The organism is Pseudomonas sp. PS01300, assembly GCF_029960155.1.
GTDB lineage: Bacteria > Pseudomonadota > Gammaproteobacteria > Pseudomonadales > Pseudomonadaceae > Aquipseudomonas > Aquipseudomonas palmensis.
Genome location: NZ_JASCPN010000019.1, coordinates 17,384 through 43,450, shown reverse-complemented (window position 1 = coordinate 43,450; position 26,067 = coordinate 17,384). Strand labels below are relative to the sequence as shown.

The 26,067-nt window shown below is 65.2% G+C and carries 25 protein-coding genes; 16 read left to right on the top strand and 9 right to left on the bottom strand.

What is annotated here, in order from left to right:
- Positions 1–60: 60 nt before the first annotated feature.
- A complete protein-coding gene (locus QMX96_RS12160; RefSeq protein ID WP_078481375.1) occupies positions 61–858 on the bottom strand; it encodes a DUF6515 family protein in 798 nt (265 codons plus the stop codon).
- Between the two features lie 400 nt (positions 859–1,258).
- On the opposite strand from QMX96_RS12160, the gene QMX96_RS12155 reads away from it, so the two are divergent.
- Entirely contained in the window at positions 1,259–1,735 is a 477-nt protein-coding gene (locus QMX96_RS12155; protein ID WP_043863878.1) for an Lrp/AsnC family transcriptional regulator, read from the top strand.
- 55 nt (positions 1,736–1,790) lie between these two features.
- Complete coding sequence (locus QMX96_RS12150; RefSeq protein ID WP_043863879.1) at positions 1,791–1,994, top strand: DUF2788 domain-containing protein; 204 nt, start codon at positions 1,791–1,793, stop codon at positions 1,992–1,994.
- On the opposite strand, the gene QMX96_RS12145 is transcribed toward QMX96_RS12150, so the two are convergent.
- From QMX96_RS12145 to QMX96_RS12130, 4 genes are all read right to left on the bottom strand, one after another.
- Positions 1,991–2,620, bottom strand: a complete 630-nt coding sequence (locus QMX96_RS12145) for a pseudouridine synthase (RefSeq protein ID WP_043863880.1) — start codon at positions 2,618–2,620, stop codon at positions 1,991–1,993. The two genes, QMX96_RS12150 and QMX96_RS12145, sit on opposite strands and share 4 nt — an antisense overlap.
- Before the next feature lie 6 nt (positions 2,621–2,626).
- Positions 2,627–4,099 (bottom strand): AMP nucleosidase, encoded by a 1,473-nt coding sequence (gene amn / locus QMX96_RS12140; protein WP_043863881.1) that lies wholly within the window; start codon positions 4,097–4,099, stop codon positions 2,627–2,629.
- 69 nt (positions 4,100–4,168) lie between these two features.
- Positions 4,169–5,821 (bottom strand): acyl-CoA dehydrogenase family protein, encoded by a 1,653-nt coding sequence (locus QMX96_RS12135; RefSeq protein WP_282361844.1) that lies wholly within the window; start codon positions 5,819–5,821, stop codon positions 4,169–4,171.
- A gap of 74 nt (positions 5,822–5,895) precedes the next feature.
- Positions 5,896–7,884, bottom strand: coding sequence for a sensor histidine kinase (locus tag QMX96_RS12130; protein ID WP_054916371.1), 1,989 nt, complete (start codon positions 7,882–7,884; stop codon positions 5,896–5,898).
- 261 nt (positions 7,885–8,145) lie between these two features.
- Here QMX96_RS12130 and QMX96_RS12125 point away from each other — a divergent pair, with 261 nt between their 5' ends.
- The 4 genes from QMX96_RS12125 (at position 8,146) to QMX96_RS12110 (ending at position 11,658) form a co-directional block, all read left to right on the top strand.
- On the top strand, positions 8,146–8,943 hold the full coding sequence (locus QMX96_RS12125) for a hydroxymethylpyrimidine/phosphomethylpyrimidine kinase (RefSeq protein WP_282361843.1): 798 nt from the start codon (positions 8,146–8,148) through the stop codon (positions 8,941–8,943).
- 23 nt (positions 8,944–8,966) lie between these two features.
- Positions 8,967–9,593 (top strand): thiamine phosphate synthase, encoded by a 627-nt coding sequence (gene thiE, locus QMX96_RS12120; RefSeq protein WP_043863883.1) that lies wholly within the window; start codon positions 8,967–8,969, stop codon positions 9,591–9,593.
- A gap of 11 nt (positions 9,594–9,604) precedes the next feature.
- Positions 9,605–10,885, top strand: a complete 1,281-nt coding sequence (hemL, locus tag QMX96_RS12115) for a glutamate-1-semialdehyde 2,1-aminomutase (RefSeq protein ID WP_054916347.1) — start codon at positions 9,605–9,607, stop codon at positions 10,883–10,885.
- Between the two features lie 224 nt (positions 10,886–11,109).
- The gene (locus QMX96_RS12110; RefSeq protein ID WP_058540589.1) at positions 11,110–11,658 is read left to right on the top strand and encodes a tetratricopeptide repeat protein; all 549 of its coding nucleotides are present in this window, start codon (positions 11,110–11,112) and stop codon (positions 11,656–11,658) included.
- 8 nt (positions 11,659–11,666) lie between these two features.
- Here QMX96_RS12110 and QMX96_RS12105 read toward each other — a convergent pair whose 3' ends face one another.
- Positions 11,667–11,993: a DUF1820 family protein gene (locus QMX96_RS12105; protein WP_043863886.1), complete on the bottom strand. Its 327-nt coding sequence runs from the start codon at positions 11,991–11,993 to the stop codon at positions 11,667–11,669.
- Positions 11,994–12,122: 129 nt separating this feature from the next.
- Here QMX96_RS12105 and miaB point away from each other — a divergent pair, with 129 nt between their 5' ends.
- The 5 genes from miaB to lnt all read left to right on the top strand — a co-directional run bounded on the left by miaB (position 12,123) and on the right by lnt (position 17,433).
- Complete coding sequence (miaB, locus tag QMX96_RS12100; RefSeq protein ID WP_043863887.1) at positions 12,123–13,451, top strand: tRNA (N6-isopentenyl adenosine(37)-C2)-methylthiotransferase MiaB; 1,329 nt, start codon at positions 12,123–12,125, stop codon at positions 13,449–13,451.
- A 122-nt stretch (positions 13,452–13,573) separates the two neighbouring features.
- Complete coding sequence (locus tag QMX96_RS12095) at positions 13,574–14,575, top strand: PhoH family protein (protein ID WP_043863888.1); 1,002 nt, start codon at positions 13,574–13,576, stop codon at positions 14,573–14,575.
- A complete protein-coding gene (ybeY, locus tag QMX96_RS12090; RefSeq protein ID WP_043863889.1) occupies positions 14,568–15,062 on the top strand; it encodes an rRNA maturation RNase YbeY in 495 nt (164 codons plus the stop codon). The genes QMX96_RS12095 and ybeY overlap by 8 nt, the downstream gene beginning before the upstream one ends.
- Positions 15,063–15,067: 5 nt before the next feature.
- Positions 15,068–15,907: an HlyC/CorC family transporter gene (locus QMX96_RS12085; protein ID WP_043863890.1), complete on the top strand. Its 840-nt coding sequence runs from the start codon at positions 15,068–15,070 to the stop codon at positions 15,905–15,907.
- Between the two features lie 8 nt (positions 15,908–15,915).
- Positions 15,916–17,433 carry an apolipoprotein N-acyltransferase gene (gene lnt / locus QMX96_RS12080; protein ID WP_043863891.1) on the top strand — a complete coding sequence of 506 codons (1,518 nt, stop codon included), beginning with the start codon at positions 15,916–15,918 and terminating at the stop codon, positions 17,431–17,433.
- On the opposite strand, the gene QMX96_RS12075 is transcribed toward lnt, so the two are convergent.
- On the bottom strand, positions 17,430–18,191 hold the full coding sequence (locus QMX96_RS12075) for a YdcF family protein (RefSeq protein WP_116052302.1): 762 nt from the start codon (positions 18,189–18,191) through the stop codon (positions 17,430–17,432). The two genes, lnt and QMX96_RS12075, sit on opposite strands and share 4 nt — an antisense overlap.
- A gap of 134 nt (positions 18,192–18,325) precedes the next feature.
- Complete coding sequence (locus QMX96_RS12070) at positions 18,326–18,643, bottom strand: hypothetical protein (protein ID WP_043863893.1); 318 nt, start codon at positions 18,641–18,643, stop codon at positions 18,326–18,328.
- Between the two features lie 237 nt (positions 18,644–18,880).
- Between QMX96_RS12070 and leuS the strand changes: the two genes are divergently transcribed.
- The 5 genes from leuS to QMX96_RS12045 all read left to right on the top strand — a co-directional run bounded on the left by leuS (position 18,881) and on the right by QMX96_RS12045 (position 24,908).
- Positions 18,881–21,487 (top strand): leucine--tRNA ligase, encoded by a 2,607-nt coding sequence (gene leuS, locus QMX96_RS12065; protein WP_054916346.1) that lies wholly within the window; start codon positions 18,881–18,883, stop codon positions 21,485–21,487.
- A gap of 58 nt (positions 21,488–21,545) precedes the next feature.
- On the top strand, positions 21,546–22,151 hold the full coding sequence (lptE, locus tag QMX96_RS12060; protein ID WP_282361842.1) for an LPS assembly lipoprotein LptE: 606 nt from the start codon (positions 21,546–21,548) through the stop codon (positions 22,149–22,151).
- 39 nt (positions 22,152–22,190) lie between these two features.
- Positions 22,191–23,228 (top strand): DNA polymerase III subunit delta, encoded by a 1,038-nt coding sequence (gene holA, locus QMX96_RS12055; protein WP_282361841.1) that lies wholly within the window; start codon positions 22,191–22,193, stop codon positions 23,226–23,228.
- Between the two features lie 137 nt (positions 23,229–23,365).
- Complete coding sequence (gene arfA, locus QMX96_RS12050) at positions 23,366–23,530, top strand: alternative ribosome rescue factor ArfA (protein ID WP_054916343.1); 165 nt, start codon at positions 23,366–23,368, stop codon at positions 23,528–23,530.
- Between the two features lie 61 nt (positions 23,531–23,591).
- Positions 23,592–24,908, top strand: coding sequence for a lytic murein transglycosylase (locus tag QMX96_RS12045; RefSeq protein ID WP_282361840.1), 1,317 nt, complete (start codon positions 23,592–23,594; stop codon positions 24,906–24,908).
- 136 nt (positions 24,909–25,044) lie between these two features.
- On the opposite strand, the gene lipA is transcribed toward QMX96_RS12045, so the two are convergent.
- Positions 25,045–26,067, bottom strand: coding sequence for a lipoyl synthase (lipA, locus tag QMX96_RS12040; RefSeq protein ID WP_043863898.1), 1,023 nt, complete (start codon positions 26,065–26,067; stop codon positions 25,045–25,047).

The window sequence follows — 26,067 nt, the reverse complement described above, 5'->3', positions numbered from 1 at the left end:
CGCCTACGGGATTCACGCTGTGCGTGTAGGAGCCGGCCTTGCCGGCGAAGCTGTTGCGCTTCAGTTGACGCTGTAACCGCGCCCGCTCAAACACGCCCCCAGCGCCCGTCGATAGGTGTCCGTCACCTGCGCCGCAGGCGCGTAGGTCGCCGATGCCGGGTCGAACCCGGTCTGCTGCACCGCCCAGCGGTGACACTGGTAGCGGTCCTGATCGACCTGCTGTGGCGACTGCCCGTTGGCCGGGTAGGCAATCACGTCATAGCCATTGCCCGGTTGCGCCGGCGCCGCAGCCACCGGCGGGCTTACCACCACATAGTCGCGGCTGTCGTCCAGGTACTGGTAATAGGTGCCTGCAGCCAGAAAGAACAGCGCACTGCCCACCCACACCTGCCGCGCATAGTCGGGCAGGTAGTTCACCCGTACCCCGTAAGGCGGCGCCACCACCACGTAATGCGGCCCCTGCGGGCGATACCAGTAGCCACCGGAATAGTAATAGTCACTGCCACGATACGGCACGCGCCGGTACGGTTCCGGGAAGCGGTCTATGGTGTGCCCCGGCCGATACTGAGGCCCGGGGCCCCAGCCATTGCCGTGCCCTTCGCCAGGGCGCTGCCCCGGCCCGCCGGCCTGCCAGTGCTGATTGGCGTCATTGCGCCGCGGCACGTCCTGATAGTACCCCTGGCGTGGCGGCTGGGTCTGGCGGACCTCGTCCGGGCGCGCGTTGAGCGGCGAGGACGCAGGCGGGCGCTCGCCGCCATTGGGGTCCTGCTGTGGTCCGCGACGCTCGTCTTGGGCCTGTACGCCCAGGCTCAGGCAAAGCAGACCAACACCTGCCAACTGCCAGATGCGCGACTTCATGCTGTTTCTCTCCCGCTGGCATTCATGGCCTACTCTATCAGGCCGCCTGCCACGCGCCAGCAGGCGCCAGATGAAATTGCGGACATTAAAAAAGGGTGACCCTGAGGCCACCCTTCGAGATTTTCGTCCGTGCTCGGCGCTTGTGACGCCGGCTCACCTCACGCTGTCTTGTGAACAGTGTGCAGCCCGGGGGCCGAGCACAACCCGGTGGGGTTGCTGGCCGCAGCGCCCCTGATTGGGGCCGCCGCTGTGGACATGTGTCCGGGCAGTGATTCTGTTGACCATCATAGGCAAGCGCTGCGACAGAGGATTGCGAAAATTGCTCAACAAAACATTACTTGCGCAATTTTTAACTAAGGATTGATAATCCGCAGCAATCGAAACAGAAAAGGCTTCATTCATGAGCAAGCTCGACCGATACGACCTGAGCATTCTTGCCGAACTGCAGCGCGATGCGCGCATCTCCAACCAGGAACTGGCCGAACGGATCGGCCTGTCGCCCTCGCCCTGCTCGCGGCGGGTAAAGCAACTGGAGGACGATGGCTACATCTCGCGCCAGGTCGCCCTGCTCGACCGCAAGAAGCTGGGCCTGAGCCTCACCGCCTACGTGCTGATCGGCATGGACCGACACACCCCCGAGCGCTTCGAAACCTTCGAGGCCGCCATCCGCAGCCTGCCCCAGGTGCTCGAGTGCAGCCTAGTCACCGGCATGGATGCCGACTACCAGCTCAAGGTAGTGGTGCCAGACATGGACCACTACCAGAAGCTGCTGCTCGGCCACCTGACCCGCATCGAAGGCGTCACCAGCGTGCGTTCGAGCTTCGTGCTCAACCAGGTGCTGGCCAGCACCGAGCTGCCCCTTACGCACCTGCGTTAGTCAGCGCTGCGGGCCGGGCGTATAATCGCGCGCTTCAACCTGGCGGAGAAGATCGATGGATCCTGCGTTGTTCGAAGAATGGATGATGACCATCCTGGTCACCATCCTGATTGGTTTCATGGGCTTCATCGTCTGGGACCTGGCGAAAAAATCCAAGGCTGGCAAGTTCGGCACCTTCATCCTGTTTTTCGTGCTGGGCCTGGGCATTCTCGCCTTCGTCATCAAGAGCGTGGTCATCGGCTTCATCGAAGGCGTCTAGCGCCGCGCCGGCACCTCGCGCCAGCAGCCCTGGTCCAGCCCATCCAGGCTCCAGTCGCCGATCCGCACGCGCACCAGGCGCAGGGTCGGCAAGCCTACCGCCGCGGTCATGCGTCGCACCTGCCGGTTGCGCCCTTCCTTGATCACCAACTCCAGCCAGGCGGTCGGCACGCTCTTGCGAAAGCGTACCGGCGGGTTGCGCGGCCACAGTTGCGGCTCTTCCAGATGACGCGCCTGGGCCGGCAAGGTCATGCCGTCATTCAGTTGCACACCCTCGCGCAAGCGCTGCAGCTGCTCCTCGGTCGGCTCGCCCTCCACCTGTACCCAGTACGTCTTGGGCAACTTGTGCCTGGGGTCGGCAATGCGCGCCTGCAACTGGCCGTCATTGGTCAGCAGCAACAACCCTTCGCTGTCGCGATCCAGACGCCCGGCCGGGTATACGCCCGGTACATCGATGAAGTCCTTGAGGGTGGCGCGGCCCTCGCCGTCGCTGAACTGGGTCAGCACGTCGAAGGGCTTGTTGAACAGGAGCAGGCGCGGCGCGGCCGGCGGCGCCTTGGCCTGGCGACGCGGGCCGGCGGGTTTGGCCGCGGCGGGCCGCGGCTTGGAACGGGGGGGTAACGGCATGGGGCCTCAGCGGAACGGCGGCTCGTCGAAACTGCGCAGTTTACGCGAGTGCAGCGAGTTCAGTTCGGTGCGCAGCAGGTCGAGCGCCGCAATACCTATCTTCAGGTGCTGGCTGACCGCCCGGTTGTAGAAGGCGTTGGCCGCCCCCGGCAGCTTGATCTCGCTGTGCAGCGGCTTGTCGGACACGCACAGCAAGGTGCCGTAGGGCACGCGCAGGCGGTAGCCCTGGGCGGCGATGGTGCCGCTTTCCATGTCCACTGCCACAGCCCGCGACAGGTTGATCAACGGGCGCTCCTGGGCCCAGCGCAGCTCCCAGTTGCGGTCGTCGTAGGTCAGCACGGTGCCGGTGCGCAGGCGCTTTTTCAGTTCGTCGCCACGTTCGCCGGTCACCTGCGCCGCCGCTTCCTGCAACGCCAGCTGCACCTCGGCCAGGGCCGGGATCGGAATATTGGGCGGCAGCACACGGTCAAGGATGCCGTCGCGGCGCATGTAGGCGTGGGCCAGCACGTAGTCGCCGATGGTCTGGGATTGGCGCAGGCCGCCGCAGTGGCCGATCATCAGCCAGCAGTGCGGGCGCAGCACCGCCAGATGGTCGGTGATGTTCTTGGCGTTGGACGGGCCCACGCCGATATTGACCAGGGTGATGCCATGGCCGTCGGCAGCAATCAGGTGATACGCCGGCATCTGGTAGCGGTGCCACACCACCCCGGCCACCAGCGCCTGGGCCTCGCCATTGTCCATGGCCTTTTCGATCACCACGTTGCCCGGCAGCACCATGCGCACGAAGCGCGGGTCTTGGCGCAGTTGCTCCAGGCCGTGGGTGATGAACTGGTCGACATAGCGGTGGTAGTTGGTGAGCAGGATCCATGGCTGCACATGCCGCCAGTCGCTGCCGGTGTAATGCACCAGTCGGCGCAACGAGAAATCGACCCGCGCCGCGTCGAACAGCGCCAGCGGCAGCGGGTCGACGTTGGCCCAGTCGTACAGCCCGTCGGCGATGCCGTCGGTGGCCGCCGACAGGTCGGTGCTGGGGAACACCCGCGCCAGCGCCGCAGCGGTGATGCCGGTGCCGGCCAGTTCATCGCCCTGCTCGACCACATAGGGGTAGGGAATGTTCTGCTCGCTCAGGCCCACTTCGACCGTCACGGTAAAGTCGCGCATCAAGGGCCCGAGCTGCTCCAGCAGGTAGCCGCGAAACGCGGCCGGCTGGGTCACGGTGATGCTGTAGGTGCCCGGCAACTGAACCTTGGCGTAGGCCCGGGTGATCACCGGTACGTCACCCTGATACTGGTAGGTCAGGCGCAGTTCGGGGTAACGAAACTGCGCGCGCTCGGCCGCATTGGGCTCGGTGCGGTCCTTGAGGTAGCGCTTGAGCGCCTGGCTCAGTGCGGCGGTGGCGGATTCGTGCAAGGCGGCCAACTGGTCGACGGCTTGCTCGGCGGTTTCCACGACAACGAAGGTTTCATCGGTACGGCTCACAATGTACTTCCTGTCTGTCTGACATGCATGGGCCCATCTTGCCTATATCCGCCGGCAAAGGCACGCACGTTAGAGCGGCCAGTTCGGTGTGGCCCGCTGCACCAGCGCCGCCACGTCCGCCCCGCGCGGCAACGTGCCGTAGACCCGGCCGCTGCCGGACAGCCGGCTGCCGATGAAGGCGTCACTGACCGCCGCATTGCCGGCCTCCAGCAACAGCTTGGCCTGCACCGCCAGGGCGATGTCCTCGGTGAGCTGGCGGGCGCGGTACTGGATGTCGCCGGTATCGGCGAAGGCCGCCTTGAGGTTGCCGATGTGTGCGGCCAGACGCGGGTCGCCATGGCCATCGCCCAGCTCCGCGAACAGCGTGTCCAGTACACCGGGCTCCTTGGACAGGGCACGCAACACGTCCAGGCACTGCACGTTGCCCGAGCCTTCCCAGGTCGAGTTGACCGGGGCCTCGCGGTACAGCCGGGGCAGGATGCTCTCTTCCACATAACCGGCGCCGCCCATGCATTCGGCGGCCTCGTTGATCATGGCCGGCGCGCGCTTGCAGATCCAGTACTTGCCCACCGCCGTCATCAGCCGCGCAAAGCGCGCCTGGTGCGGGTCGTCGGGCTGGTCCAGCGCATGCCCCATGCGCAGGCTCAGGGCCAGCGCCGCCTCGCTTTCCAGGGCCAGGTCGGCGAGCACATTCTGCATCAATGACTGCTCGGCCAGCACCCGGCCCCCGACCGTGCGGTGGGCGCAGTGGTGCGCGGCCTGGGTCAGGGCCTGGCGCATCAGCGCGCTGGAGCCGACCATGCAGTCGAAACGGGTCATGGCCACCATCTCGATGATGGTCGGCACGCCACGGCCTTCCTCGCCGATCATCCAGGCCAGTGCGCCGCGAAACTCCACCTCGCTGGACGCGTTCGAACAGTTGCCCAGCTTGTTCTTCAGGCGCTGGATATAGAACTGGTTGCGCGTGTCATCCGGGCGATGGCGCGGCAGCAAAAAGCAGCTCAAGCCCTTGTCGGTCTGCGCCAGGGTCAGGAACGCGTCGCACATCGGTGCCGAACAGAACCACTTGTGGCCCACCAGCTCGTAGGCCTGGCCCGGCCCCGGCGCGCCCACCGGGTAGGCCCGGGTGGTATTGGCACGCACGTCGGTACCGCCCTGCTTCTCGGTCATGGCCATGCCCAGCGTAACCCCCACCTTGTGCCGGTCGCCGACATTGCGCGGGTCGTAGGCGGTGGCCAGCACCTTGGGTACCCAGTACTCGGCCAGGTCCGGTTGCAGCCTGAGCGCTGGCACCGCGGCAAAGGTCATGGTCAGCGGGCAGCCGCTACCGGCTTCGGCCTGGCTGTGCAGGTAGGTCATCGAGGCACGGGCCACATGCGCGCCGGCACGCGGCTCGGCCCAGGGCAGCGAGGGCAGGCCATGCTCGATGGCAGTCCGCATCAGCTCATGGTAGGCCGGGTGAAACTCCACCAGATCGATCCGATGCCCATAACGGTCATGGCTGCTGAACTGCGGCTTGTTCTGGTTGGCCAGAAAGCCTGCGGCCATCAGCGGCCCACCGGCCAGCGCGCCGTAGGCATCGATGCGCGACTCGGCCCAGCCCGCGCCGTAATGGCGCGACCATTGCTGCAGCGGCAGGTCGAGGCGATACAGATTGGCGCCGTCGAGGCTGGGCGGCTGGTTGGTGACTTCGTGGGTTTCGGCGTACTGGTGCAGGTTCATCGGGGGCTCCTGGCAGATCCGGACGTGACCCCAGTGAATCACGCCCCGCCCCCGGCTCAAAGTGACAAAAACGCCTAATCAGCCGCGATTTGCCCCGATCTGGGCGCCCCGGAAAACCCGCTGGGCACCCGGGCCGTCAGGGTCAGTTCGAAGCAACTGCCCTCGCCCGGGCTCGACTGATGGCTCAGCTGTGCGTCGATCAACAGCGCCAACTTGCGACAGATAGACAGGCCAATGCCCAGGCCGCCGTACTCGCGGGTCATCGACCCATCGACCTGGAAGAAACGCTGGTAGGGCGCTGCCTCGTCCAGGCAGTGAAAGCCGATACCGCTGTCGCGCACACTGAAGGTCAGGCTCGCCTGATCGACGCCCATGGGCGTGGCCCGCACCTTGAGCAGCACGCCGCCGCGATGGGTGAACTTGAGCCCGTTGTCGAGCAGGTAGCTCAGGCACATGGCCAGCTTGCGCCGGTCGCCGTGGATCACGTCCGGCAGATCCATGCCCGGGTCCAGGTTGAAGAACAGGCCCTTTTCCTGGGCCTTGGGCAGAAAGCGCACGCGCAGTTCGTGAAGCAATCCATGCACGCTGAACAGCTCGGTCTGCACCTGCAGGCGACCGGCCTTGAGCTCGGTGAGAATCAGGATGTCGTCGACCATGCGCATCATGTTCTGCGCGGCAGCGTTGGCGGTGTGCTGGTAGGGGGTACGCTCCTGCTCGCTGGTGGCCATCTGCATCAGTTCCAGCGAGCCGATCACACCGTTCATGGGGGTGCGCAGCTCATGGGTGACGGTGGCCAGGAACTCGTCCTTGAGGCGATTGCTGCGCGCCAGCTGCAGGTTGGCCTGCTCCAGGGTCAGCCCGGCCTCACGCAGCGTGCGCGCCTGTTCTTCGCGCATGCTGTTGATGCGGTCGGCCAGGGCCAGCGACAGCAGCCCCACCTCCAGCGCCGAACCGATCTGGCTGGCATACATGGTCAGGAACACATTGGGCAGGTAGCCCAGCACCATCAGGGTGTTGACCAGCCCGCCGAGCAAAAAGGCCGACCAGGCGATGATGAAGTAGCGTGCCACGCGCATGCCGCGCCACCAGGCAAACAGCCCGGCGGCGAAGATGCTCACCGTGAACAGCAGCGCCAGCGCGGTAGCCAGGCGCAGGGCGATCCCGTAGTCCTGCGCCAGCGACATCACCATCACCAGCACCGAACAGGCCATCAGCCCCTGAAGGAAGCGGTCGAAGGCGCGGCTGTGGCTGGCCATCTGCAGGAAACTGCGCGCGAACTGGCAACCGAACAGGCCCGCGGCGCCGATGAACAACGGGGTGGCGGCGTTGGCCCACCACGGGTGGTCCGGCCAGAAGTACGCCACCCCGGCGCCATTGACCGAGACCTGGTACAGGCCGAACGAGGCGATGTAGAGGATGTAGTAGAGGTAGCTCCTGTCGCGCACACTGATGAAGATGAACAGGTTGTACACCAGCATCCCCAGCAGCACGCCGTAGATCAGCCCCAGCACATACAGCCGCGTGGGCTGCGCCTCCAGGTACGCATCGCTCGACCACAACGTCAGCGGCGCCTGTACCGAACCCTCGCTGTGCAGGCGCAGGTACAAAGTGGTCGCCTGGCCGGGGGCGAACGGCAGATTGAACAGGTAGTTGTTCTGGCGGATCTGGCGGCTGGCGTAGGGCAAGGCATCCCCGGTGCGCTGCGCCAGGTAGTAGTGCCCGGCGGCATCGGGCAGGTAGAGTTCCAGGTAATCGAGTGGCGGGTAGGCCAGCTCCAGCAGCCAGTGACGTGGCGCCGCCTGGGCCGTGGCGGTGTAGCGCAGGTCGAGCCTGATCCAGAAGACCGAGGTCGAATAGCCGGCGTTGAGCACGTCGGCCTGGTGCGGCTCGAACCGGCTGGCGAAGTCCGGCGAGCTCACCTGGGCGATGCTGGCGCTGCCATCGGGGTCTTCATACACCTGCATCAGGCGGCCCAGCGGCAACTGCCGGGTGGTGTCGTCGAAATCGGCAGCGCTGGCCAACAGTGGCAAACAGCACAGCAAGAAAGTCAGCAAATTACGCATACAGCCCCGGCGTGGCATGTGCAGTCGCGTCGCGTTGGCCTCCTGTCCGTTTGAGGCGACGAAATCCGACAGTACCTGTTATCGATTGGCGAGCACTCTAGCATAGGTTCCCGGCGCTTCCAGCGGTGTTGTTTCAATTCAATTCAGAGGCTCTATCTCGCGGCTTTCAGCCTATACCAGAGAAGCAATCTGACCTGTCGATCAAAAACACCGCCTGCCTGGAAGACCCGCCAAAAGCGTTTGGTGGTAAGCTCGCGCACCATGAATACCTACAGCTCCCGCCCCGTTGTCCTCTGTCTCTCCGGCCACGACCCCAGTGGCGGCGCCGGCTTGCAGGCAGATATCGAAGCCCTGATCGCTCAAGGTTGTCACGCCGCCCCGGCCGTCACCGCCCTGACCGTGCAGAATACCGTCAATGTCAGTGACTTCCGCGTGCTCGAGCGCGAGTGGGTGCTGGCCCAGGCCAATGCCGTGCTGACCGACTCGACCGTCGCGGCGGTGAAGCTTGGCATGCTTGGCTCGCTGGCCATGGTCGACACCATCGTCGAACTGCTCAGCGCCCACCCGCACCTGCCGCTGGTGTGCGACCCGGTGCTGCGCGCCGGTGGCGGTGGTCGCCTGGGCAAGGACGAGGTCGGCTACGCCATGCGCGAACGCCTGCTGCCGCTGGCCACCATTGCCACGCCCAACCTGCCCGAGGCCCGCATCCTGGCCGAACTGCCCGAAGGCAGTGCCGATGAATGCGCCGAAAAACTGCTGCCATTCGTCAAGCACCTGCTGATCACCGGCGGCCACGGCGACGAACACGAAATTCACAACCGCCTGTACAGCCGCGACGGCGAGCACCACACCTGGACCTGCCAGCGCCTGCCGGGCGACTACCATGGCTCGGGCTGCACCCTGGCCAGCGCCCTGGCCGGACGCCTGGCCCTGGGCGAGCAGTTGCACAGCGCGGTACGCTCGGCGCTGGACTACACCTGGCGCACCCTGCGTGACGCCGAAAAACTCGGCCAGGGCCAGTACGTGCCACGCCGCCTGCCCCTGGATTTCTGTTCCTGACCGACCGCCCCGAGGCCTGCACGATGAAGTTACGTGGTTTGTATGCCATCACCGACAGCCAACTGTTGGCTGGCCGCTTTCTTGCCTACGTCGAAGCGGCCCTCGAAGGTGGCGTGACCCTGCTGCAATACCGCGACAAGAGCCAGGACCACGCACGTCGCCTGGGCGAGGCCGAAGCGCTCAAGGCCCTGTGCGAGCGCTACAACACCCGCCTGATCATCAATGACGATGCCGAGCTGGCCGCGCGCCTGGACGTCGGCGTGCACCTGGGCCAGACCGACGGCCCGCTGACCCCGGCGCGCACCCTGCTGGGACGCAGCGCGATCATCGGCGCCACCTGTCACGCCCAGCTCGACCTGGCCGAGCAGGCGGCCCGCGAAGGCGCCGACTATGTCGCCTTCGGCCGCTTCTTCAACTCGGTCACCAAACCCGGCGCCCCGGCCTGCAACGTGCAGCTGCTGGAGGACGCCCGTGGCCGCATCAAATTGCCGATTGCCGTGATCGGCGGCATCACCCTGGACAACGCCGCACCGCTGGTCGCCCATGGCGCCGACCTGCTGGCGGTGATTCACGGCCTGTTCGGCGCCGACAGCACGGCCGAGGTCACTCGCCGCGCCCGCGCCTTCAACGCCCTGTTCGCATCTGCCTGAGAGAGCCCGACATGTCTCGTTCCGAAACCCTGTTTGCCAATGCCCAGAAGCACATCCCCGGTGGCGTGAACTCGCCCGTGCGTGCGTTCAAGAGCGTGGGCGGCACGCCGCTGTTCTTCAAGCACGCCGAAGGCGCCTATGTCACTGACGAAGACGACAAGCGCTATGTCGACTACGTCGGCTCGTGGGGCCCGATGATCCTCGGCCACAGCCACCCGGACGTGCTGGAGTCGGTGCGCAAGCAACTGGCCCACGGCCTGTCCTATGGCGCCCCGACCGCGATGGAAACCGAGATGGCCGACCTGGTCTGCTCGATCGTGCCATCGATGGAAATGGTGCGCATGGTCAGCTCCGGCACCGAAGCGACCATGAGCGCGATCCGCCTGGCCCGTGGCTTCACCGGTCGCGACAGCATCATCAAGTTCGAAGGCTGCTACCACGGCCACTCCGACAGCCTGCTGGTCAAGGCCGGCTCTGGCCTGCTGACCCAGGGCGTTCCAAGCTCGGCCGGCGTGCCGGCGGCGTTCGCCAAGCACACCCTGACCCTGCCGTTCAACGATATCGACGCGGTAGCGAAGATGCTCGGTGAAGTCGGCCAGGACGTGGCGTGCATCATCGTCGAGCCGGTGGCCGGCAACATGAACTGCGTGCCACCGGCGCCGGGCTTCCTCGAAGGCCTGCGCAGCCTGTGCGACCAGCACGGCGTGGTGCTGATCTTCGACGAAGTGATGACCGGTTTCCGCGTGGCCCTGGGCGGCGCCCAGGCGCACTACGGGGTAACCCCGGACCTGTCGACCTTCGGCAAGATCGTCGGTGGCGGCATGCCGGTGGGCTGCTTCGGCGGCAAGCGCCACATCATGGAACAGATCGCGCCGCTGGGCCCGGTGTACCAGGCCGGCACCCTGTCGGGCAACCCGCTGGCCATGGCCGCGGGCCTGACCACCCTCAAGCTGATCAGCCGTCCGGGCTTCCATGACGAGCTGAGCGCCTTCACCAGCCGCCTGCTCGATGGCCTGCAGCAGCGCGCCGATGCAGCCAGCGTGCCGTTCGTCACCACCCAGGCCGGTGGCATGTTCGGCCTGTACTTCAGCGGCGCCGACGACATCGTCACCTTCGACGACGTGATGGCCAGCGACGCCGAGCGCTTCAAGCGCTTCTTCCACCTGATGCTCGAAGGCGGCGTGTACCTGGCGCCGAGCGCATTCGAAGCCGGCTTCACCTCCATCGCCCACGGCGAGACCGAGCTGAAGATCACCCTGGATGCTGCCGAGCGGGCCTTCGCCAAGCTGTGAAACCGCTTCGCCGGCCAGGCCGGCCCCTGCAGGTTGCATGCAATCTCATGCAATCTGCAGGGGGCGGCCTGGCCGGCAAAGACGCCAGAACAGCCACCGCAAGCCTCCCCGCCTTCCTCCCTCGGCAGAAAATCGAGTAAAGACTTTGTAAGGTGGGCGCTGCTTATCCCATAATGTGCCACCAGACACATTGGCCGCAGCTTTGCAGAGGTAAGTCGATCACCATGAACCGCGCCGGCCGCGCCCTCGCACTGGGCTGCCTGTTGCTACTTCAGCCCCTGCTGGCCACCGCAGGCGGTAACTCGTTGCTGATCCCGGCAGCAGGCCGCTGCACCCTCAATACGCCTGCCGAAGAACTGCAACAGGCCCTGGCCAGCTGCCAGCAGGCCGCGCAGTCCGGCGACGCACAGGCGCAGTACGAGCTGGGCGAGTTCTATTACGACGGCAAGAACGCCCCGCAAGACCTGAACAAGGCACTCAACTATTTCGAGCAGGCCTCGCTGCAAGGCCACGCCGAAGCGCAATATCGCCTGGGCAGCATGTTCTTTCGCGGCGAAGGCGTCGCCGCCAACAACGTGCAGGCCTATATCGTGCTGAAGATGGCCGCGGTGAACGGCGCCGAAGACGCGCTGGACATGGCCGACGAAGTGTCGGCAAAAATGCAGCGCGACGAACTGGAGATGGCCACCCAGGTACTCGGCCAGATCTTTCGCAAGTACCTGCTGGAGCTGCAGACCGTCGACGGTCGCACGCCCTTCGCACCCCTTCCGTAACGCAGCCGTTACTTCTCGGGCATCGGCATCGGGAACGGCATCACGTTGCTGACGCCACGGGCTTCACTGACCTTCGGCGTGCCCAGGCGCTCGACCTCGTCGATGCGCACGATCGAATGCATGGGCACGAAGCTGCGCACCACACCCTCGAACTGAGCCTTGAGCTTCTCCTCGCTCGGGTCGACCACGACCTGAGTGCGCTCGCCGAACACGAATTCCTCGATCTCCAGAAAACCCCACAGGTCACTCTGGTAGATCTGTTTGGCGTACATCTCGAACACCTGGCCCTGGTTGAGAAAGATGACTTTGTAGATGGGAGCTTCGCGTTTGGTCATTGGGGGCTGGAACAGTCACAGGGGGAAATAAGCCGCAAACTATAACATAGCCGCCCGAACGACAGCGCTAGGAACCCTCGACCACGCGCCCTATAATGCGCGGTTCTTTGAATCACCTGATGATCACGCATGGCCAAGAAGCTCTATATCGAAACCCATGGCTGCCAGATGAACGAGTATGACAGCTCGCGCATGGTCGACCTGCTGGGTGAACATCAAGCGCTGGAGGTGACCGAGCGGGCCGAAGACGCCGACGTCATCCTGCTCAACACCTGCTCGATCCGCGAACGGGCCCAGGACCGCGTCTACTCCCAGCTCGGCCGCTGGCGCGAGCTCAAGGACGCCAAGCCCGACATGGTGATCGCCGTGGGCGGTTGCGTGGCCAGCCAGGAAGGTGATTCGATCCGCAAGCGCGCGCCCTATGTCGACGTGGTGTTCGGCCCGCAGACCCTGCACCGCCTGCCCGAGATGATCGACGCGGCGCGCACCACGCGCCTGCCGCAAGTCGACGTGTCGTTCCCCGAGATCGAGAAGTTCGACCACCTGCCCGAACCGCGTATCGACGGCCCCACTGCCTACGTGTCGGTGATGGAAGGCTGCAGCAAGTACTGCACCTTCTGCGTGGTGCCCTATACCCGCGGCGAAGAGGTCAGCCGCCCGTTCGACGACGTGCTGGCCGAGATCATCCACCTGGCCGAGAACGGCGTGCGTGAAGTCACCCTGCTGGGCCAGAACGTCAACGGCTACCGGGGCCAGACCCACGACGGTCGCGTGGCCGATCTCGCCGAGCTGATCCGGGTGGTGGCGGCCGTCGACGGCATCGACCGCATCCGCTACACCACCTCGCACCCGCTGGAGTTCTCCGACAGCCTGATCCAGGCGCACGCCGAGGTGCCGGAGCTGGTCAAGCACCTGCACCTGCCGGTGCAGTCGGGCTCGGACCGCGTGCTGGCGGCGATGAAGCGCGGGCACACGGTGCTGGAGTACAAGTCCAAGCTGCGCAAGCTCAAGGCGGCGGTACCGGGCATCTGCATCAGTTCCGACTTCATCATCGGCTTCCCCGGCGAAACCGAGAAAGACTTCGAGAACACCATGAAGCTGGTGGCCGAGGTCGGCTTCGACTTCTCCTACTCGTTCATCTACAGCCCGCGTCCGGGCACCCCGGCCTCCGACCTGCCGGACGACACCCCCGAGGCGCTGAAGAAGGAACGCCTGGCTGCACTGCAGCACCGCCTGGACCACCAGGGCTTCGAGATCAGCCGACAGATGGTCGGCACCCTGCAGCGCATCCTGGTAACCGACTATTCGCGACGCGACCCGGGGCAGTTGCAGGGGCGCACGGAGAATAACCGTATCGTCAACTTCCGCTGCGACAATCCCACGCTGATCGGCCAGTTCGTCGACATCCATATCGACGATGCACGGCCACATTCGCTGTTCGGTTCGCTGGTGCAATAAGGGCCTGCGCCGGGCCCGACGAGCGGCCCGGCGACCCTTGATCGTTTCAGCGCTTTCACCGTAGCGCGGGTGGGGTTATCCTTGAATTCATCCAAATTGCCGTAGGGCGGCTAAAAACGACCTTGAACGCACCCATAGAACCTCATCGCTTCATCCTCGAGCCCTTCGAGGCTCATCGCTTCGCCAACCTGTGCGGGCAGTTCGACGAGCACCTGCGCCTGATCGAACAGCGCCTGGCCATCGAGATCCGCAACCGCGGCAATCAGTTCGAACTGATCGGCGAACCCAAACTGACCTCCTCTGCCGAGCAGCTGCTGCGCCGCCTCTACCGCGAGACCAAGGCCACCGAGCTGTCCCCGGAAATGGTCCACCTGTTCCTGCAGGAATCGGCCGTTGAAGCGCTGGAGAACCCGGCAGTCAACGAAGTCAGCGTTTCGCTGCGCACGCGCAAGGGCATGATTCGCCCGCGCGGGCTCAACCAGCAGCGCTACGTGAAGGAAATCCTCGGCAACGACATCAACTTCGGTATCGGCCCTGCCGGTACCGGCAAGACCTACCTGGCCGTGGCCTGCGCGGTCGACGCGCTGGAGCGTGAACAGGTGCGTCGCATCCTGCTGGTACGCCCGGCAGTCGAGGCCGGCGAGAAGCTCGGCTTCCTGCCCGGCGACCTGGCCCAGAAGATCGACCCGTACCTGCGCCCGCTGTACGACGCCCTGTACGAAATGCTCGGCTTCGAACACGTGGCCAAACTGATCGAACGCCAGGTGATCGAGATCGCCCCGCTGGCCTACATGCGCGGCCGCACCCTGAACAACAGTTTCATCATCCTCGACGAGAGCCAGAACACCACCGTCGAGCAGATGAAGATGTTCCTCACCCGTATCGGCTTCGGTTCCACTGCCGTGATCACCGGTGACATCACCCAGGTCGACCTGCCGCGCGGCACCAAGTCGGGCCTGGCCCACGTCATCAGCGTGCTCAAGGACGTGCCGGGCATCAGCTTCACCCATTTCCAGCCCAAGGACGTCGTGCGCCACCCGTTGGTCCAGCGCATCGTCGAAGCCTACGAGCGCTTCGAGAATGCACAGGCGGGCCCGACCGAAGGCAAACCGCACGATGCTTGAGCTCGATCTGCAACTGGCCACCCAGGCAAGCGCCCCGAGTGAAGAACAGTTCCGCCAATGGTGCGCCCTGGCCCTGCGCCAGCGCAGTGCCGATTCGGAACTGACCATCCGCCTGGTCGACGAAGCCGAAGGTCGCGAGCTGAACCACACCTGGCGGCACAAGGACTACGCCACCAACGTGCTGTCCTTCCCGGCCGATGTGCCCGACGACCTGCTCGACATCCCGCTGCTGGGCGACCTGGTGATCTGCGTGGCGGTGGTGGAGCGCGAGGCCGCCGAACAGGGCAAGGCCCTCGAAGCCCACTGGGCCCACCTGGTCATCCACGGTTGCCTGCACCTGCTGGGCTACGACCACATCGACGACGATGAGGCCGAGGAAATGGAAGCACTGGAACGAACGTTGCTTGCCGAACTGGGTCACCCCGACCCGTACGCCGACGACGAACACGACGCACCCCACACTGATATCTGCAAGGATCACGAGTAACCGCCATGAGCGAAGATCGATCGAGCAACGGGCAAAAGTCCTGGCTGGGCAAACTGACCCAGGCTTTTGCCCATGAGCCGAAAAACCGCCAGGAGCTCCTCGAGCTGCTGCGCGAAGCGCACCAGAACAAGCTGCTCGACAGCGAGGCCCTGACCATCGTCGAAGGTGCGATCCAGGTCGCCGACCTGCAGGTGCGCGACATCATGGTGCCGCGCTCGCAGATGATCAGCATCAAGGCGTCGCAGACCCCGCGCGAGTTCCTGCCGGCAGTGATCGACGCCGCGCATTCGCGCTACCCGGTGGTCGGCGAGAGCCACGACGACGTGCTTGGCGTATTGCTGGCCAAGGACCTGTTGCCATTGATCCTCAAGGAGAACGGCGACAGCTTCAACATCAAGGACCTGCTGCGCCCGGCCACCTTCGTGCCCGAGTCCAAGCGCCTGAACGTGCTGCTGCGCGAGTTTCGCGCCAACCACAACCACATGGCCATCGTCATCGACGAATACGGCGGCGTGGCGGGCCTGGTGACCATCGAGGACGTGCTGGAGCAGATCGTCGGCGACATCGAGGACGAGCATGACGTCGAGGAAGACAGCTACATCAAGCCGCTGCCCAGCGGTGACTTCCTGATCAAGGCCCTGACGCCGATCGAGAACTTCAATGCGTTCTTCGACAGCGAGTTCTCCGACGACGAGTTCGACACCGTCGGCGGCCTGGTCATGAGCGCCTTCGGCCACCTGCCCAAGCGCAACGAAACCACCGAGATCGGCCCGTACCGCTTTCGCATCCTCAATGCCGACAGCCGCCGGATTCACCTGCTGCGCCTGACCCCCATCACCCGTTAAGGACAACCATGCGCTGGATCACCCGCCCCGGCTGGCCCGGTAACCTGCTGGCCGTGGCGGCCGGCGCCCTCACCCCGCTGAGCCTGGCCCCGTTCGATATCTGGTCGCTGTCGCTGCTGTCGCTGGCGCTGTTCTACCTCGGCCTGCGCGAGCTGAGCCCGCGCCAGGCGCTGTGGCGCGGCTGGTGCTACGGCTTCGGCCTGTTCGGTGCCGGCACCTGGTGGATCTACGTCAGTATCCACGACTACGGCGGCGCCTCGGCGCTGCTGGCCGGCGGCCTGATGCTGCTGTTCTTCGCCGCCATCGCGTGGTTTTTCGCCCTGCCGGCCTGGCTGTGGGCGCGCTGGCTGCGCCGCCCTGAAGCACCGCTGGCCGACGCCCTGTGCTTTGCCGCCCTGTGGGTGGGCCAGGAGGCGTTCCGCGGCTGGTTTCTCACCGGTTTCCCGTGGCTCTATGCCGGCTACAGTCAGCTGGACGGTCCGCTGGCGGGCCTGGCCCCGCTGGGCGGCATGTGGCTGGTGTCCTTCACCCTGGCCCTGACCGCCGCCCTGCTGTGCAACCTGCATCGCCTGCGCGAGCGCAAGGGCTTCATGGCCATCGGCGCGCTGCTGCTGTTCGCCCCGTGGATCATCGGCCTGGCGCTCAAGGGCCATGCCTGGACCGTGCCTTCGGGCGAGCCGCTGAAGGTCGCGGCAATCCAGGGCAACATCGAGCAGGAACTGAAGTGGGACCCCGAGCAGCTCAACCGGCAACTGGCGCTGTACCGCGACATGAGCTTCAGTTCCCGGCCCGTGGACCTGATCGTGTGGCCCGAAACCGCAGTGCCGGTGCTCAAGGAGCAGGCCCAGGGCTACCTGGACATGATGGGCAGCTTCGCCACTGACCGGCATTCGGCGCTGATCACGGGTGTGCCGGTACGTGAGGTGGTGCACCAGCAGCGGCGCTACTACAACGGCATCACCGTGGTCGGCGAGGGTGACGGCACCTACCTCAAGCAGAAGCTGGTGCCCTTTGGCGAGTACGTGCCCCTGCAGGACATGCTGCGTGGCCTGATCGCCTTCTTCGACCTGCCGATGTCGGACTTCGCCCGCGGCCCCGAAGACCAGGCCATGCTGCAGGCCAAGGGTTACCACCTGGCGCCGATGATCTGCTACGAAGTGGTCTACCCGGAACTGGCCGCCAGCCTTGCCGCCAAGAGCGACATCCTGCTGACCATCAGCAACGACACCTGGTTCGGCAAGTCGATCGGCCCCATCCAGCACCTGCAGATGGCGCAGATGCGCGCCCTGGAAGCCGGGCGCTGGATGATCCGCGCCACCAACAACGGTGTCACCGGCCTGATCGACCCGTTCGGCAAGATCACCGCGCAGATTCCGCAGTTCGAACGCGGCATCCTCTACGGTGAAGTGGTGCCGATGCAGAAGCTCACGCCCTACCTGCACTGGCGCTCCTGGCCGCTGACCCTCCTGTGCCTGGGCCTGTTCGGCTGGGCGCTGCTGGCCAGCCGCATTGCCAAGACGGTCTAGTAGAACAGGCGATAACCCAGCAGGCCGACTGCTTCGTTGAGCAGTTGGCCGCTCTGCCACATGGCGCGGCTCTCGGGCATCCAGCCGCCGAACGGGCGTGCATAGGCATGCCCCAGATAGCCAACCGGCGCCGCCACCACGTCGAACCCCGCCTGTTCGAAACTCCACACCGCACGCGGCATGTGCCAGGCCTGGGTGACCACCACCACACGCTTCACGCCCTGCGGCAACAGCAGCGCGGCGCTCATCTGGGCGTTCTCCCAAGTGGTACGGCTCTGCTCTTCGAGCCAGCGTACCGGCACGTCGAAATCGCGCTGCAACGAATCGGCCATCAATCGCGCCTCGCTCGGCGGCGTACCGTAGTGCAGCCCACCGCTGGTCAACAGCGGCAGGCCGCTGGCCTTGGCCAGTTGCGCCGCGTAGCGCATGCGCTCCAGTGCCACGCCGGTGGGCTGGTCGGCGCCACCCCAGGCCGGATCACCGCGCTCGCGCCCGGCGCCCAACACCACGATCGCGTCGGCCTGGCCGGCCAGCGCCTGCCAATGCTGCGGCGCAAGCGGCGGCACACGCTCCAGCTGGCGCGCCGTGAACTCCACCACCACCGGCAGGCTCATCAGCCACAGCCCGCCCAGGCCGGCGATGAAACACAACAGCGAGGTACGCGGCCAGGACCGGCGCAGCCACCACGCTGCCAGCAGCAGCAACAGCAGCACGCCGGGCGGCAGAATCAGTTGTTTGATGAAATAGCGAAATGGCATCAGGCACCTCCATGGATGCCCAAGGCTACAGACAAACGGCGCCTGGCAACAATGCCGCCAGGCGCCGATCAATGGGAATCATGGTGCCAGTGGCGCACTCCGCCTGCGCCTGATTGTGCCCGGCAACTGCCTATCTATTTGCAGTGCAGCTTTCCGGGCTTTGCCGTGTGGGTGGAACGCGCCGCCTGCTTGAGCCAGACGACCTTGGCCCTGGACGGCGGCTGCGCTTGCTGCATCGCTTCGGCACGACCCGGCGCACCCTCCGGCAACGACGCCAGATAGGCCCTGATCACGTCGAATTCGGCGCGGCTCAGGCCACGCAGTTCCAGTTCGGCAGGCATTTCATCACGCAATCGAGCGGCCGTACGGGCGACATCCAGGGCAAGCCCCAGGCGATCGAGCAACCGCTCGTAAATCTCCGGCTTCAGTGGTTCCAGCTGCGACTCTCCCATCCGTTCACCTCATTGAAGATAAGATTCATCTCCCCCCACACGTCAGCTTAGCGGCACTCCCAAAACCAGCCCGTTGCCGCGACCAACGGAACGCCGGCCGATCCGGTGCAATCAGGGTTTCCCACGATGGACGGGGGTCATGTATGCTACGGCGTTCACTCTTGACACCGGATTGCCGGGCACAACGGTTTTGAACCAGCCTGGATAAGGTCTCCCATTTCTCAGCGCAAAGTAGCCATGCACGAACTCTATCAGCCCCGCGAAATCGAAGCCGCCGCCCAGTCTTACTGGAACGAGCACCACTCTTTTGACGTCAGTGAACAGCCAGGCAAGGACACCTACTACTGCCTGTCGATGTTCCCTTACCCAAGCGGCAAGCTACACATGGGGCACGTGCGCAACTACACCATCGGCGACGTGATCGCGCGCTACCAGCGCATGCTCGGCAAGAACGTCCTGCAGCCAATGGGCTGGGACGCCTTCGGCATGCCGGCGGAAAACGCCGCGATGAAGAACAACGTGGCACCGGCCAAGTGGACCTACGAAAACATCGATTACATGAAGACCCAGCTCAAGAGCCTGGGCCTGGCGATCGACTGGACCCGCGAGATCACCACCTGCAAGCCGGACTACTACCGCTGGGAGCAGTGGCTGTTCACCCGCCTGTTCGAAAAGGGCGTGATCTACCGCAAGAACGGCACCGTGAACTGGGACCCGGCCGACCAGACCGTACTGGCCAACGAGCAGGTCATCGACGGCCGTGGCTGGCGTTCGGGCGCGCTGATCGAAAAGCGCGAAATCCCGATGTACTACTTCAAGATCACCGCCTACGCCGACGAGCTGCTGGAAAGCCTCGACGAGCTGCCGGGCTGGCCTGAACAGGTCAAGACCATGCAGCGCAACTGGATCGGCAAGTCGCGCGGCATGGAAGTGCAGTTCCCCTACGACCAGGCCAGCATCGGCGAAGCGGGCACGCTGAAAGTCTTCACCACCCGCCCCGACACCCTGATGGGCGCCACCTACGTGGCAGTGGCCGCAGAGCACCCGCTGGCGACCCTCGCAGCCAAGGGCAACCCTGAACTGCAGGCGTTCATCGACGAGTGCAAGAGCGGCAGCGTTGCCGAAGCCGACGTCGCCACCCAGGAGAAGAAGGGCCTGGCCACTTCGCTGCTGGTCGAGCACCCGCTGACCGGCGAGAAGCTCCCGGTGTGGGTCGCCAACTACGTGCTGATGCACTACGGCGACGGCGCAGTCATGGCCGTACCGGCCCACGACGAACGCGACTTCGAGTTCGCCACCAAGTACAAGCTGCCGATCAAGACCGTGGTGCGCACCAGTGCCGGCGATCAAGTGGGCAGCGAATGGCAGGCCGCCTACAACGAGCACGGCCAGCTGATCAACTCCGGCGCGTTCGACGGCCTGGACTTCCCCGGCGCCTTCGATGCCATCGAAGCCGCCCTGATCACCAAGGGCCTGGGCCAATCGCGCACCCAGTTCCGCCTGCGCGACTGGGGCATCAGCCGCCAGCGCTACTGGGGCTGCCCGATCCCGATCATCCATTGCGACGCCTGTGGCGACGTACCGGTGCCGGAAGACCAACTGCCGGTCATCCTGCCGGAGAACGTGGTTCCGGACGGCGCCGGTTCGCCGCTGGCGCGCCTGCCTGAATTCTACGAATGCAGCTGCCCGAAATGCGGCCAGCCGGCCAAGCGCGAAACCGACACCATGGACACCTTCGTCGAGTCGTCCTGGTACTTCGCCCGTTATGCCTCGCCCAACTACGACCAGGGCCTGGTCGACCCTAAAGCGGCCAACCACTGGCTGCCGGTCGATCAATACATCGGCGGTATCGAGCACGCGATCCTGCACCTGCTGTATGCACGCTTCTTCCACAAGCTGATGCGCGACGAAGGGCTGGTCACCTCCAACGAGCCGTTCAAGAACCTGCTGACCCAGGGCATGGTCGTGGCCGATACCTACTACCGTGTCGCCAGCAACGGCGGCCAGGACTGGTTCAACCCGGCCGACGTCGAAGTCGAGCTGGATGCCAAGGGCAAGGCCATCAGTGCACGTCTGAAGACCGACGGCCTGCCGGTGATCATCGGCGGCACCGAGAAGATGTCCAAGTCCAAGAACAACGGCGTCGACCCGCAATCGATGATCGAAGCCTACGGTGCCGACACCTGCCGTCTGTTCATGATGTTCGCTTCGCCGCCCGACATGAGCCTGGAATGGTCCGACTCCGGCGTCGAGGGTGCCAACCGCTTCCTGCGCCGCGTCTGGCGCCTGGCCCAGGCCCACGTCGGCCAGGGCCTGCCGGGCAAGCTGGAGCTGGGCAACCTGAACGACGCACAGAAGCTGGTACGCCGTGCCACCCATTCGGCGATCCGCCAGGCCAGCATCGACGTGGGCCAGCACAACAAGTTCAACACCGCCATCGCCCAGGTGATGACCCTGATGAACGTGCTGGAAAAGGCCTCGCAAGCCACCGACCTGGACCGTGCACTGATCCAGGAAGGCCTGGAGACCGTGGCCCTGATACTGGCGCCGATCACCCCGCACATCAGCCACGAGCTGTGGCAGCGTCTGGGCCACACCCAGGCCATCATCGATGCCGGCTGGCCGGCGGTCGACGAAAGCGCGCTGGTGCAGGACACCCTCGAACTGGTCATCCAGGTCAACGGCAAGCTGCGCGGGCACATCGAAATGCCGGCCGGTGCCAGCCGTGAAGAAATCGAGGCCGCCGCGCGCAGCAACGAGAACGTGCTGCGTTTCACCGAAGGCCTGAGCATCCGCAAGGTCATCGTGGTACCTGGCAAGCTGGTCAATATCGTCGCCAACTGAGAGCAACGGGCGCCTTGATGGCGCCCGCACCGCCTACAAGGTTCAAGGGAGCAACAAGATGATCAAACGCAATCTGCTGGTGATGGGCCTGGCGGTCCTGCTCAGCGCCTGCGGTTTCCAGCTGCGCGGCACCGGTGTCACCGAGCTGAGCCTCAAGGAACTCGACCTGAGCGCGCGCAACGCCTATGGCGAAACCGTGACCCAGCTGCGCCAGGTACTGCAAACCAGCGGCGTCAACGTGCACACAGGTGCGCCGTACAAGCTGATCCTGACCAACGAACAGGAAAACCAGCGCGCAGCCAGCTATGCCGGCGCCGGCCGTTCGGTGGAGTACGAGCTGACCACCGAGCTTAGCTACGAAATCAAGGGCCTGGACAACCTGAGCCTGCTGAACGACAAGATCGAAGTGCAGAAGGTCTACGTGCACGACAGCAACAACCTGACCGGTTCCGATCAGGAAGCGGGCCAGATCCGTGACGAGATTCGTCGCGAGCTGGTACAGCGCATGGTGCTGCGCCTGCAGCAACTGACCCCCGAGCAGCTCGATAGCCTGCAACAGCAGGCCGATGAGCGGGCCAAGGCCGAAGCCCAGGCGCTTGAAGCTGCACGCCGTGCCCAGGATGCAACCCCCCAGCAATCGCCGCTGGAACTGCCGGCCAACTGAGCCTGAACGGGGCGCTTCGGCGCCCCGTCTATCTGTCCTATGAAGCTCACACCTGCCCAACTGCCCAAACACCTGCAAGGCAACCTCGCACCGGTCTACGTGATCAGTGGCGACGACCCGTTGCTGTGCCAGGAAGCCGCCGATGCGGTGCGCCTGGCGGCTCGCCAGCAAGGGTTCGACGAACGCCAGGTGTTCAGCGCCGACGCCAACTTCGACTGGGGCACCCTGCTGCAGGCCGGTGCCAGCCTGTCGCTGTTCGCGCAAAAGCGTGTGCTGGAGCTGCGCCTGCCATCGGGCAAGCCCGGCGACAAGGGCGCGGCGGCACTGATCGAATACTGTGCGCGCCCGGCCGACGACACCCTGCTGCTGGTCAGCCTGCCCAAGCTTGATGGCAGCGCGCAGAAGACCAAGTGGGGCAAGGCCCTGATCGAAGGCCAGCAGGTGCAGTTCGTGCAGATCTGGCCGGTCGACACCCAGCAGCTGCCGCAATGGATCAACCAGCGCCTGGTCCAGGCCGGGCTCTCGGCCCAGCGTGATGCGGTGGAGCTGATCGCCGCACGGGTCGAAGGCAACCTGCTGGCCGCAGCGCAGGAGATCGAAAAGCTCAAGCTGCTGGCCGATGGCAACACGATCACCGTGGAAACCGTGCAGGCAGCAGTGGCCGACAGTGCACGTTTCGACGTGTTTGGCCTGGTCGATGCGATCCTCAACGGCGAGGCCGCGCATGCGCTGCGCATGCTCGAGGGGCTGCGCGGCGAAGGGGTCGAGCCACCGGTGATCCTCTGGGCACTGGCGCGCGAGCTGCGTGTACTGGCCGGCCTGGCCCAGCAGTTCGCCCAGGGCGTGCCGCTGGACAAGGCGTTCAGCCAGGCTCGCCCGCCAGTGTGGGACAAGCGCAAGCCCTTGATGAGCAAGGCTCTGCAGCGTTACTCGGCGCAACGCTGGGCGCAGCTGCTGCAGGATGCCCAGCGCATCGATGCGCAAATAAAGGGCCAGGCCCAGGGCTCGCCCTGGGTGAGCCTGTCGCGGCTGTCGCTGTTGATGGCGGGGCAGCGGCTGGCATTGCCTGCCGAGTAACCCCCCTGACGGTCAGCACCGGCGAAGCTTCTGGGGGCCGCTGCGCAGCCCATCGCAGGCAATGCCGGCTCTGCCCTTGCCTGCGAGGGGTTCAGCGCCTATATTGCGCCCACACCCATCTGAGCAGGACCTCTGCCATGAGCAAAAAGCCCGCAAAGCACCGGCCCAACAAGGCCAAATCGATCATCGCCCAGCCCTTGTTCCGCAGCCGTCAGGAACCCGCCGGCAAAGGCAAAGGCAGCTACCGCCGCGAAGCCTTCCAATCGAGAGATTGGGAGGCTTCTCACTTTTTGGCCGCATGAAAGCAAGAAACCCACAGGCATGATATGGTCGTCACCTGACCTGAAATACCTGGACCCATGCATGCCCTTATGCCCCTCCCGTCGCCGGCAACTTCGCCAGCTGACCGCAGCTTCCAGCCTTATCCTGCTCGTCGCCTGTGCCGAGCAACCTACCGTCGCCGACACCCTGCCCCTGGCTCCCGCGCAACCTGCCCCGGTGGTCACCCTGCCCACCCCGAACACCGACGCCAGCCCGGAAATCCAGCCCCTGCAGACCTTTGCCCAATGGCAAGCCGGCTTTCGTCAGCAGGCCCTGCAGGCCGGCATCACCCCGGCCACCTTCGACCGCGCGTTCATCGGCATCACCCCCGACATGGACGTGATCAAGGCCGACCGCAGCCAACCCGAATTCACCCGACCGGTGTGGGAATACCTCGAGGGCGCGCTGTCGCCCCTGCGCGTTCGCAACGGCAAGAAGCTGCTCGACCAGCATGCCGTCCTGCTCAGCCAGCTGGAGCAACGCTATGGCGTGGACCGCAGCGTACTGGTGTCGGTATGGGGCATGGAGAGCAACTTCGGCCAGTTCCAGGGCAGCAAGTCGGTGATCCGCTCCCTGGCCACCCTGGCCTATGAAGGACGCCGCCCGGCATTTGCCCAGGCGCAGCTGATCGCGGCCCTGCAGATCCTGCAGAACGGCGATATCCAGCCCGAGGCCATGCTGGGTTCGTGGGCCGGCGCAATGGGCCAGACCCAGTTCATCCCGACCACCTACAACACCCACGCCGTGGACTTCGACGGCGACGGTCGCCGCGACATCTGGAAGAGCTCGGCCGATGCGCTGGCCTCCACCGCGCACTACCTGCAAAGCTCCGGCTGGAAACGTGGCGAGCCCTGGGGCTTCGAAGTCCAGGTGCCAGGCAGCTTCGACTACTGGCTGGCCGATGGCAGCCTGCGCAAGAGCGTGGCCGAGTGGCAGCAACTGGGTGTGACCCTGCCAGCCGGTGCCCGTGCCCCGGCCGGTACCGAACAGCTCTCGGCCGCCCTGCTGCTGCCGGCGGGCGCCCGTGGCCCGGCATTCCTGGTACTGGACAACTTCCGCGCGATCCTCAAGTACAACAACTCGTCGTCCTATGCGCTGGCCGTAAGCCTGCTGGCGGAACGCTTCGAGAACTCGGGCTTCATTCGCGGGTCGTGGCCCAAGGATGACCTGCCGCTGAGCCGCAGCGAGCGGATCGAGCTGCAGCAACTGCTCAGCGCCAACAATTATGACGCGGGCACCGCAGACGGGATCATCGGCGCCAACACGCGCAAGGCCATCCGCAGTGCGCAGCAGGCGCAGGGCTGGCCGGCCGATGGCTACCCGACGCACAAGCTGCTGGAAAGCCTGCGCAAGCGCTGACAGCGTGACGGCAAGGCCGGCTCCCACAGCCTGTGGGAGCCGGCCTTGCCGGCGAAGAAGCCAGTGAAGCCATCAACAAAAAGGCCCCCGTACCATCGCTGGTACGGGGGCCTTTTTTCAGCCAGTCACACGCCGGTCACAGCTTGATCTTGGCCTCGTGCGCCTGTTGGTCGGCATGGTACGACGAACGCACCAGCGGGCCCGAGGCGACGTTCTTGAAGCCCATCTTGTAGCCTTCCTCGGCGAACCAGGCGAAGGTGTCCGGGTGCACGAAGCGCTGCACCGGCAAGTGGCTGCGCGATGGCTGCAGGTACTGGCCCAGGGTCAGCATGTCGATGTTGTGCTCGCGCATGCGATGCATCACCTCGATCACTTCCTCGTCGGTCTCGCCCAGCCCCAGCATCAGGCCGGACTTGGTCGGTACGTGCGGCACCAGCTCCTTGAACTTCTGCAGCAGGGTCAGCGACCACTGGTAGTCCGACCCCGGACGCGCGGCCTTGTACAGGCGCGGCACGGTTTCCAGGTTGTGGTTGAACACATCCGGCGGCTCTTGGGCCGTGATCGCCAGTGCCACGTCCATGCGTCCGCGGTAGTCCGGCACCAGGGTTTCCAGCTGCACGCCCGGCGACAGCTTGCGGATCTCGCGCAGACAGTCGGCAAAGTGCTGGGCACCGCCGTCACGCAGGTCGTCGCGGTCCACCGAGGTGATCACCACGTACTTCAGGCGCAGGTCGGCGATGGCCACGGCCAGGTTCATCGGCTCGTCGACATCCAGCGCTTTGGGCCGGCCGTGGCCGACGTCGCAGAACGGGCAGCGACGGGTGCAGATGTCACCCATGATCATGAAGGTGGCGGTGCCACCCGAGAAGCACTCGCCCAGGTTCGGGCAGGAAGCCTCTTCGCACACGCTGTGCAGCTTGTGCTTGCGCAGCAACTGCTTGATGCGGTCGACTTCCGGCGACACCGGGATGCGCACGCGGATCCAGTCAGGTTTTTTCGGCAGTTCCTCGGTCGGGATGATCTTGACCGGGATACGTGCAACCTTTTCGGCGCCACGCAGCTTGACGCCAGCTTCGACCTTGGGCCGTGGGGCCGGGCGCGCGCTGACGTCCTGAGTGGGAATAAGGGTTTGCTGCGGTTCTTGCACAACAGTATTCAT

Coding starts and splice junctions, on each gene's coding strand:
- lptE (WP_282361842.1), top strand. CDS start 21,546: ATGATCAAACGCAATCTGCTGGTGATGGGCCTGGCGGTCCTGCTCAGC.
- QMX96_RS12135 (WP_282361844.1), bottom strand. CDS start 5,821: ATGAACCTGCACCAGTACGCCGAAACCCACGAAGTCACCAACCAGCCG.
- lipA (WP_043863898.1), bottom strand. CDS start 26,067: ATGAATACTGTTGTGCAAGAACCGCAGCAAACCCTTATTCCCACTCAG.
- QMX96_RS12150 (WP_043863879.1), top strand. CDS start 1,791: ATGGATCCTGCGTTGTTCGAAGAATGGATGATGACCATCCTGGTCACC.
- ybeY (WP_043863889.1), top strand. CDS start 14,568: ATGCTTGAGCTCGATCTGCAACTGGCCACCCAGGCAAGCGCCCCGAGT.
- QMX96_RS12105 (WP_043863886.1), bottom strand. CDS start 11,993: ATGACCAAACGCGAAGCTCCCATCTACAAAGTCATCTTTCTCAACCAG.
- QMX96_RS12125 (WP_282361843.1), top strand. CDS start 8,146: ATGAATACCTACAGCTCCCGCCCCGTTGTCCTCTGTCTCTCCGGCCAC.
- QMX96_RS12160 (WP_078481375.1), bottom strand. CDS start 858: ATGAAGTCGCGCATCTGGCAGTTGGCAGGTGTTGGTCTGCTTTGCCTG.
- QMX96_RS12145 (WP_043863880.1), bottom strand. CDS start 2,620: ATGCCGTTACCCCCCCGTTCCAAGCCGCGGCCCGCCGCGGCCAAACCC.
- QMX96_RS12085 (WP_043863890.1), top strand. CDS start 15,068: ATGAGCGAAGATCGATCGAGCAACGGGCAAAAGTCCTGGCTGGGCAAA.
- QMX96_RS12130 (WP_054916371.1), bottom strand. CDS start 7,884: ATGCGTAATTTGCTGACTTTCTTGCTGTGCTGTTTGCCACTGTTGGCC.
- QMX96_RS12155 (WP_043863878.1), top strand. CDS start 1,259: ATGAGCAAGCTCGACCGATACGACCTGAGCATTCTTGCCGAACTGCAG.
- arfA (WP_054916343.1), top strand. CDS start 23,366: ATGAGCAAAAAGCCCGCAAAGCACCGGCCCAACAAGGCCAAATCGATC.
- QMX96_RS12110 (WP_058540589.1), top strand. CDS start 11,110: ATGAACCGCGCCGGCCGCGCCCTCGCACTGGGCTGCCTGTTGCTACTT.
- thiE (WP_043863883.1), top strand. CDS start 8,967: ATGAAGTTACGTGGTTTGTATGCCATCACCGACAGCCAACTGTTGGCT.
- hemL (WP_054916347.1), top strand. CDS start 9,605: ATGTCTCGTTCCGAAACCCTGTTTGCCAATGCCCAGAAGCACATCCCC.
- holA (WP_282361841.1), top strand. CDS start 22,191: ATGAAGCTCACACCTGCCCAACTGCCCAAACACCTGCAAGGCAACCTC.
- miaB (WP_043863887.1), top strand. CDS start 12,123: ATGGCCAAGAAGCTCTATATCGAAACCCATGGCTGCCAGATGAACGAG.
- QMX96_RS12070 (WP_043863893.1), bottom strand. CDS start 18,643: ATGGGAGAGTCGCAGCTGGAACCACTGAAGCCGGAGATTTACGAGCGG.
- leuS (WP_054916346.1), top strand. CDS start 18,881: ATGCACGAACTCTATCAGCCCCGCGAAATCGAAGCCGCCGCCCAGTCT.
- QMX96_RS12045 (WP_282361840.1), top strand. CDS start 23,592: ATGCCCTTATGCCCCTCCCGTCGCCGGCAACTTCGCCAGCTGACCGCA.
- lnt (WP_043863891.1), top strand. CDS start 15,916: ATGCGCTGGATCACCCGCCCCGGCTGGCCCGGTAACCTGCTGGCCGTG.
- QMX96_RS12075 (WP_116052302.1), bottom strand. CDS start 18,191: ATGCCATTTCGCTATTTCATCAAACAACTGATTCTGCCGCCCGGCGTG.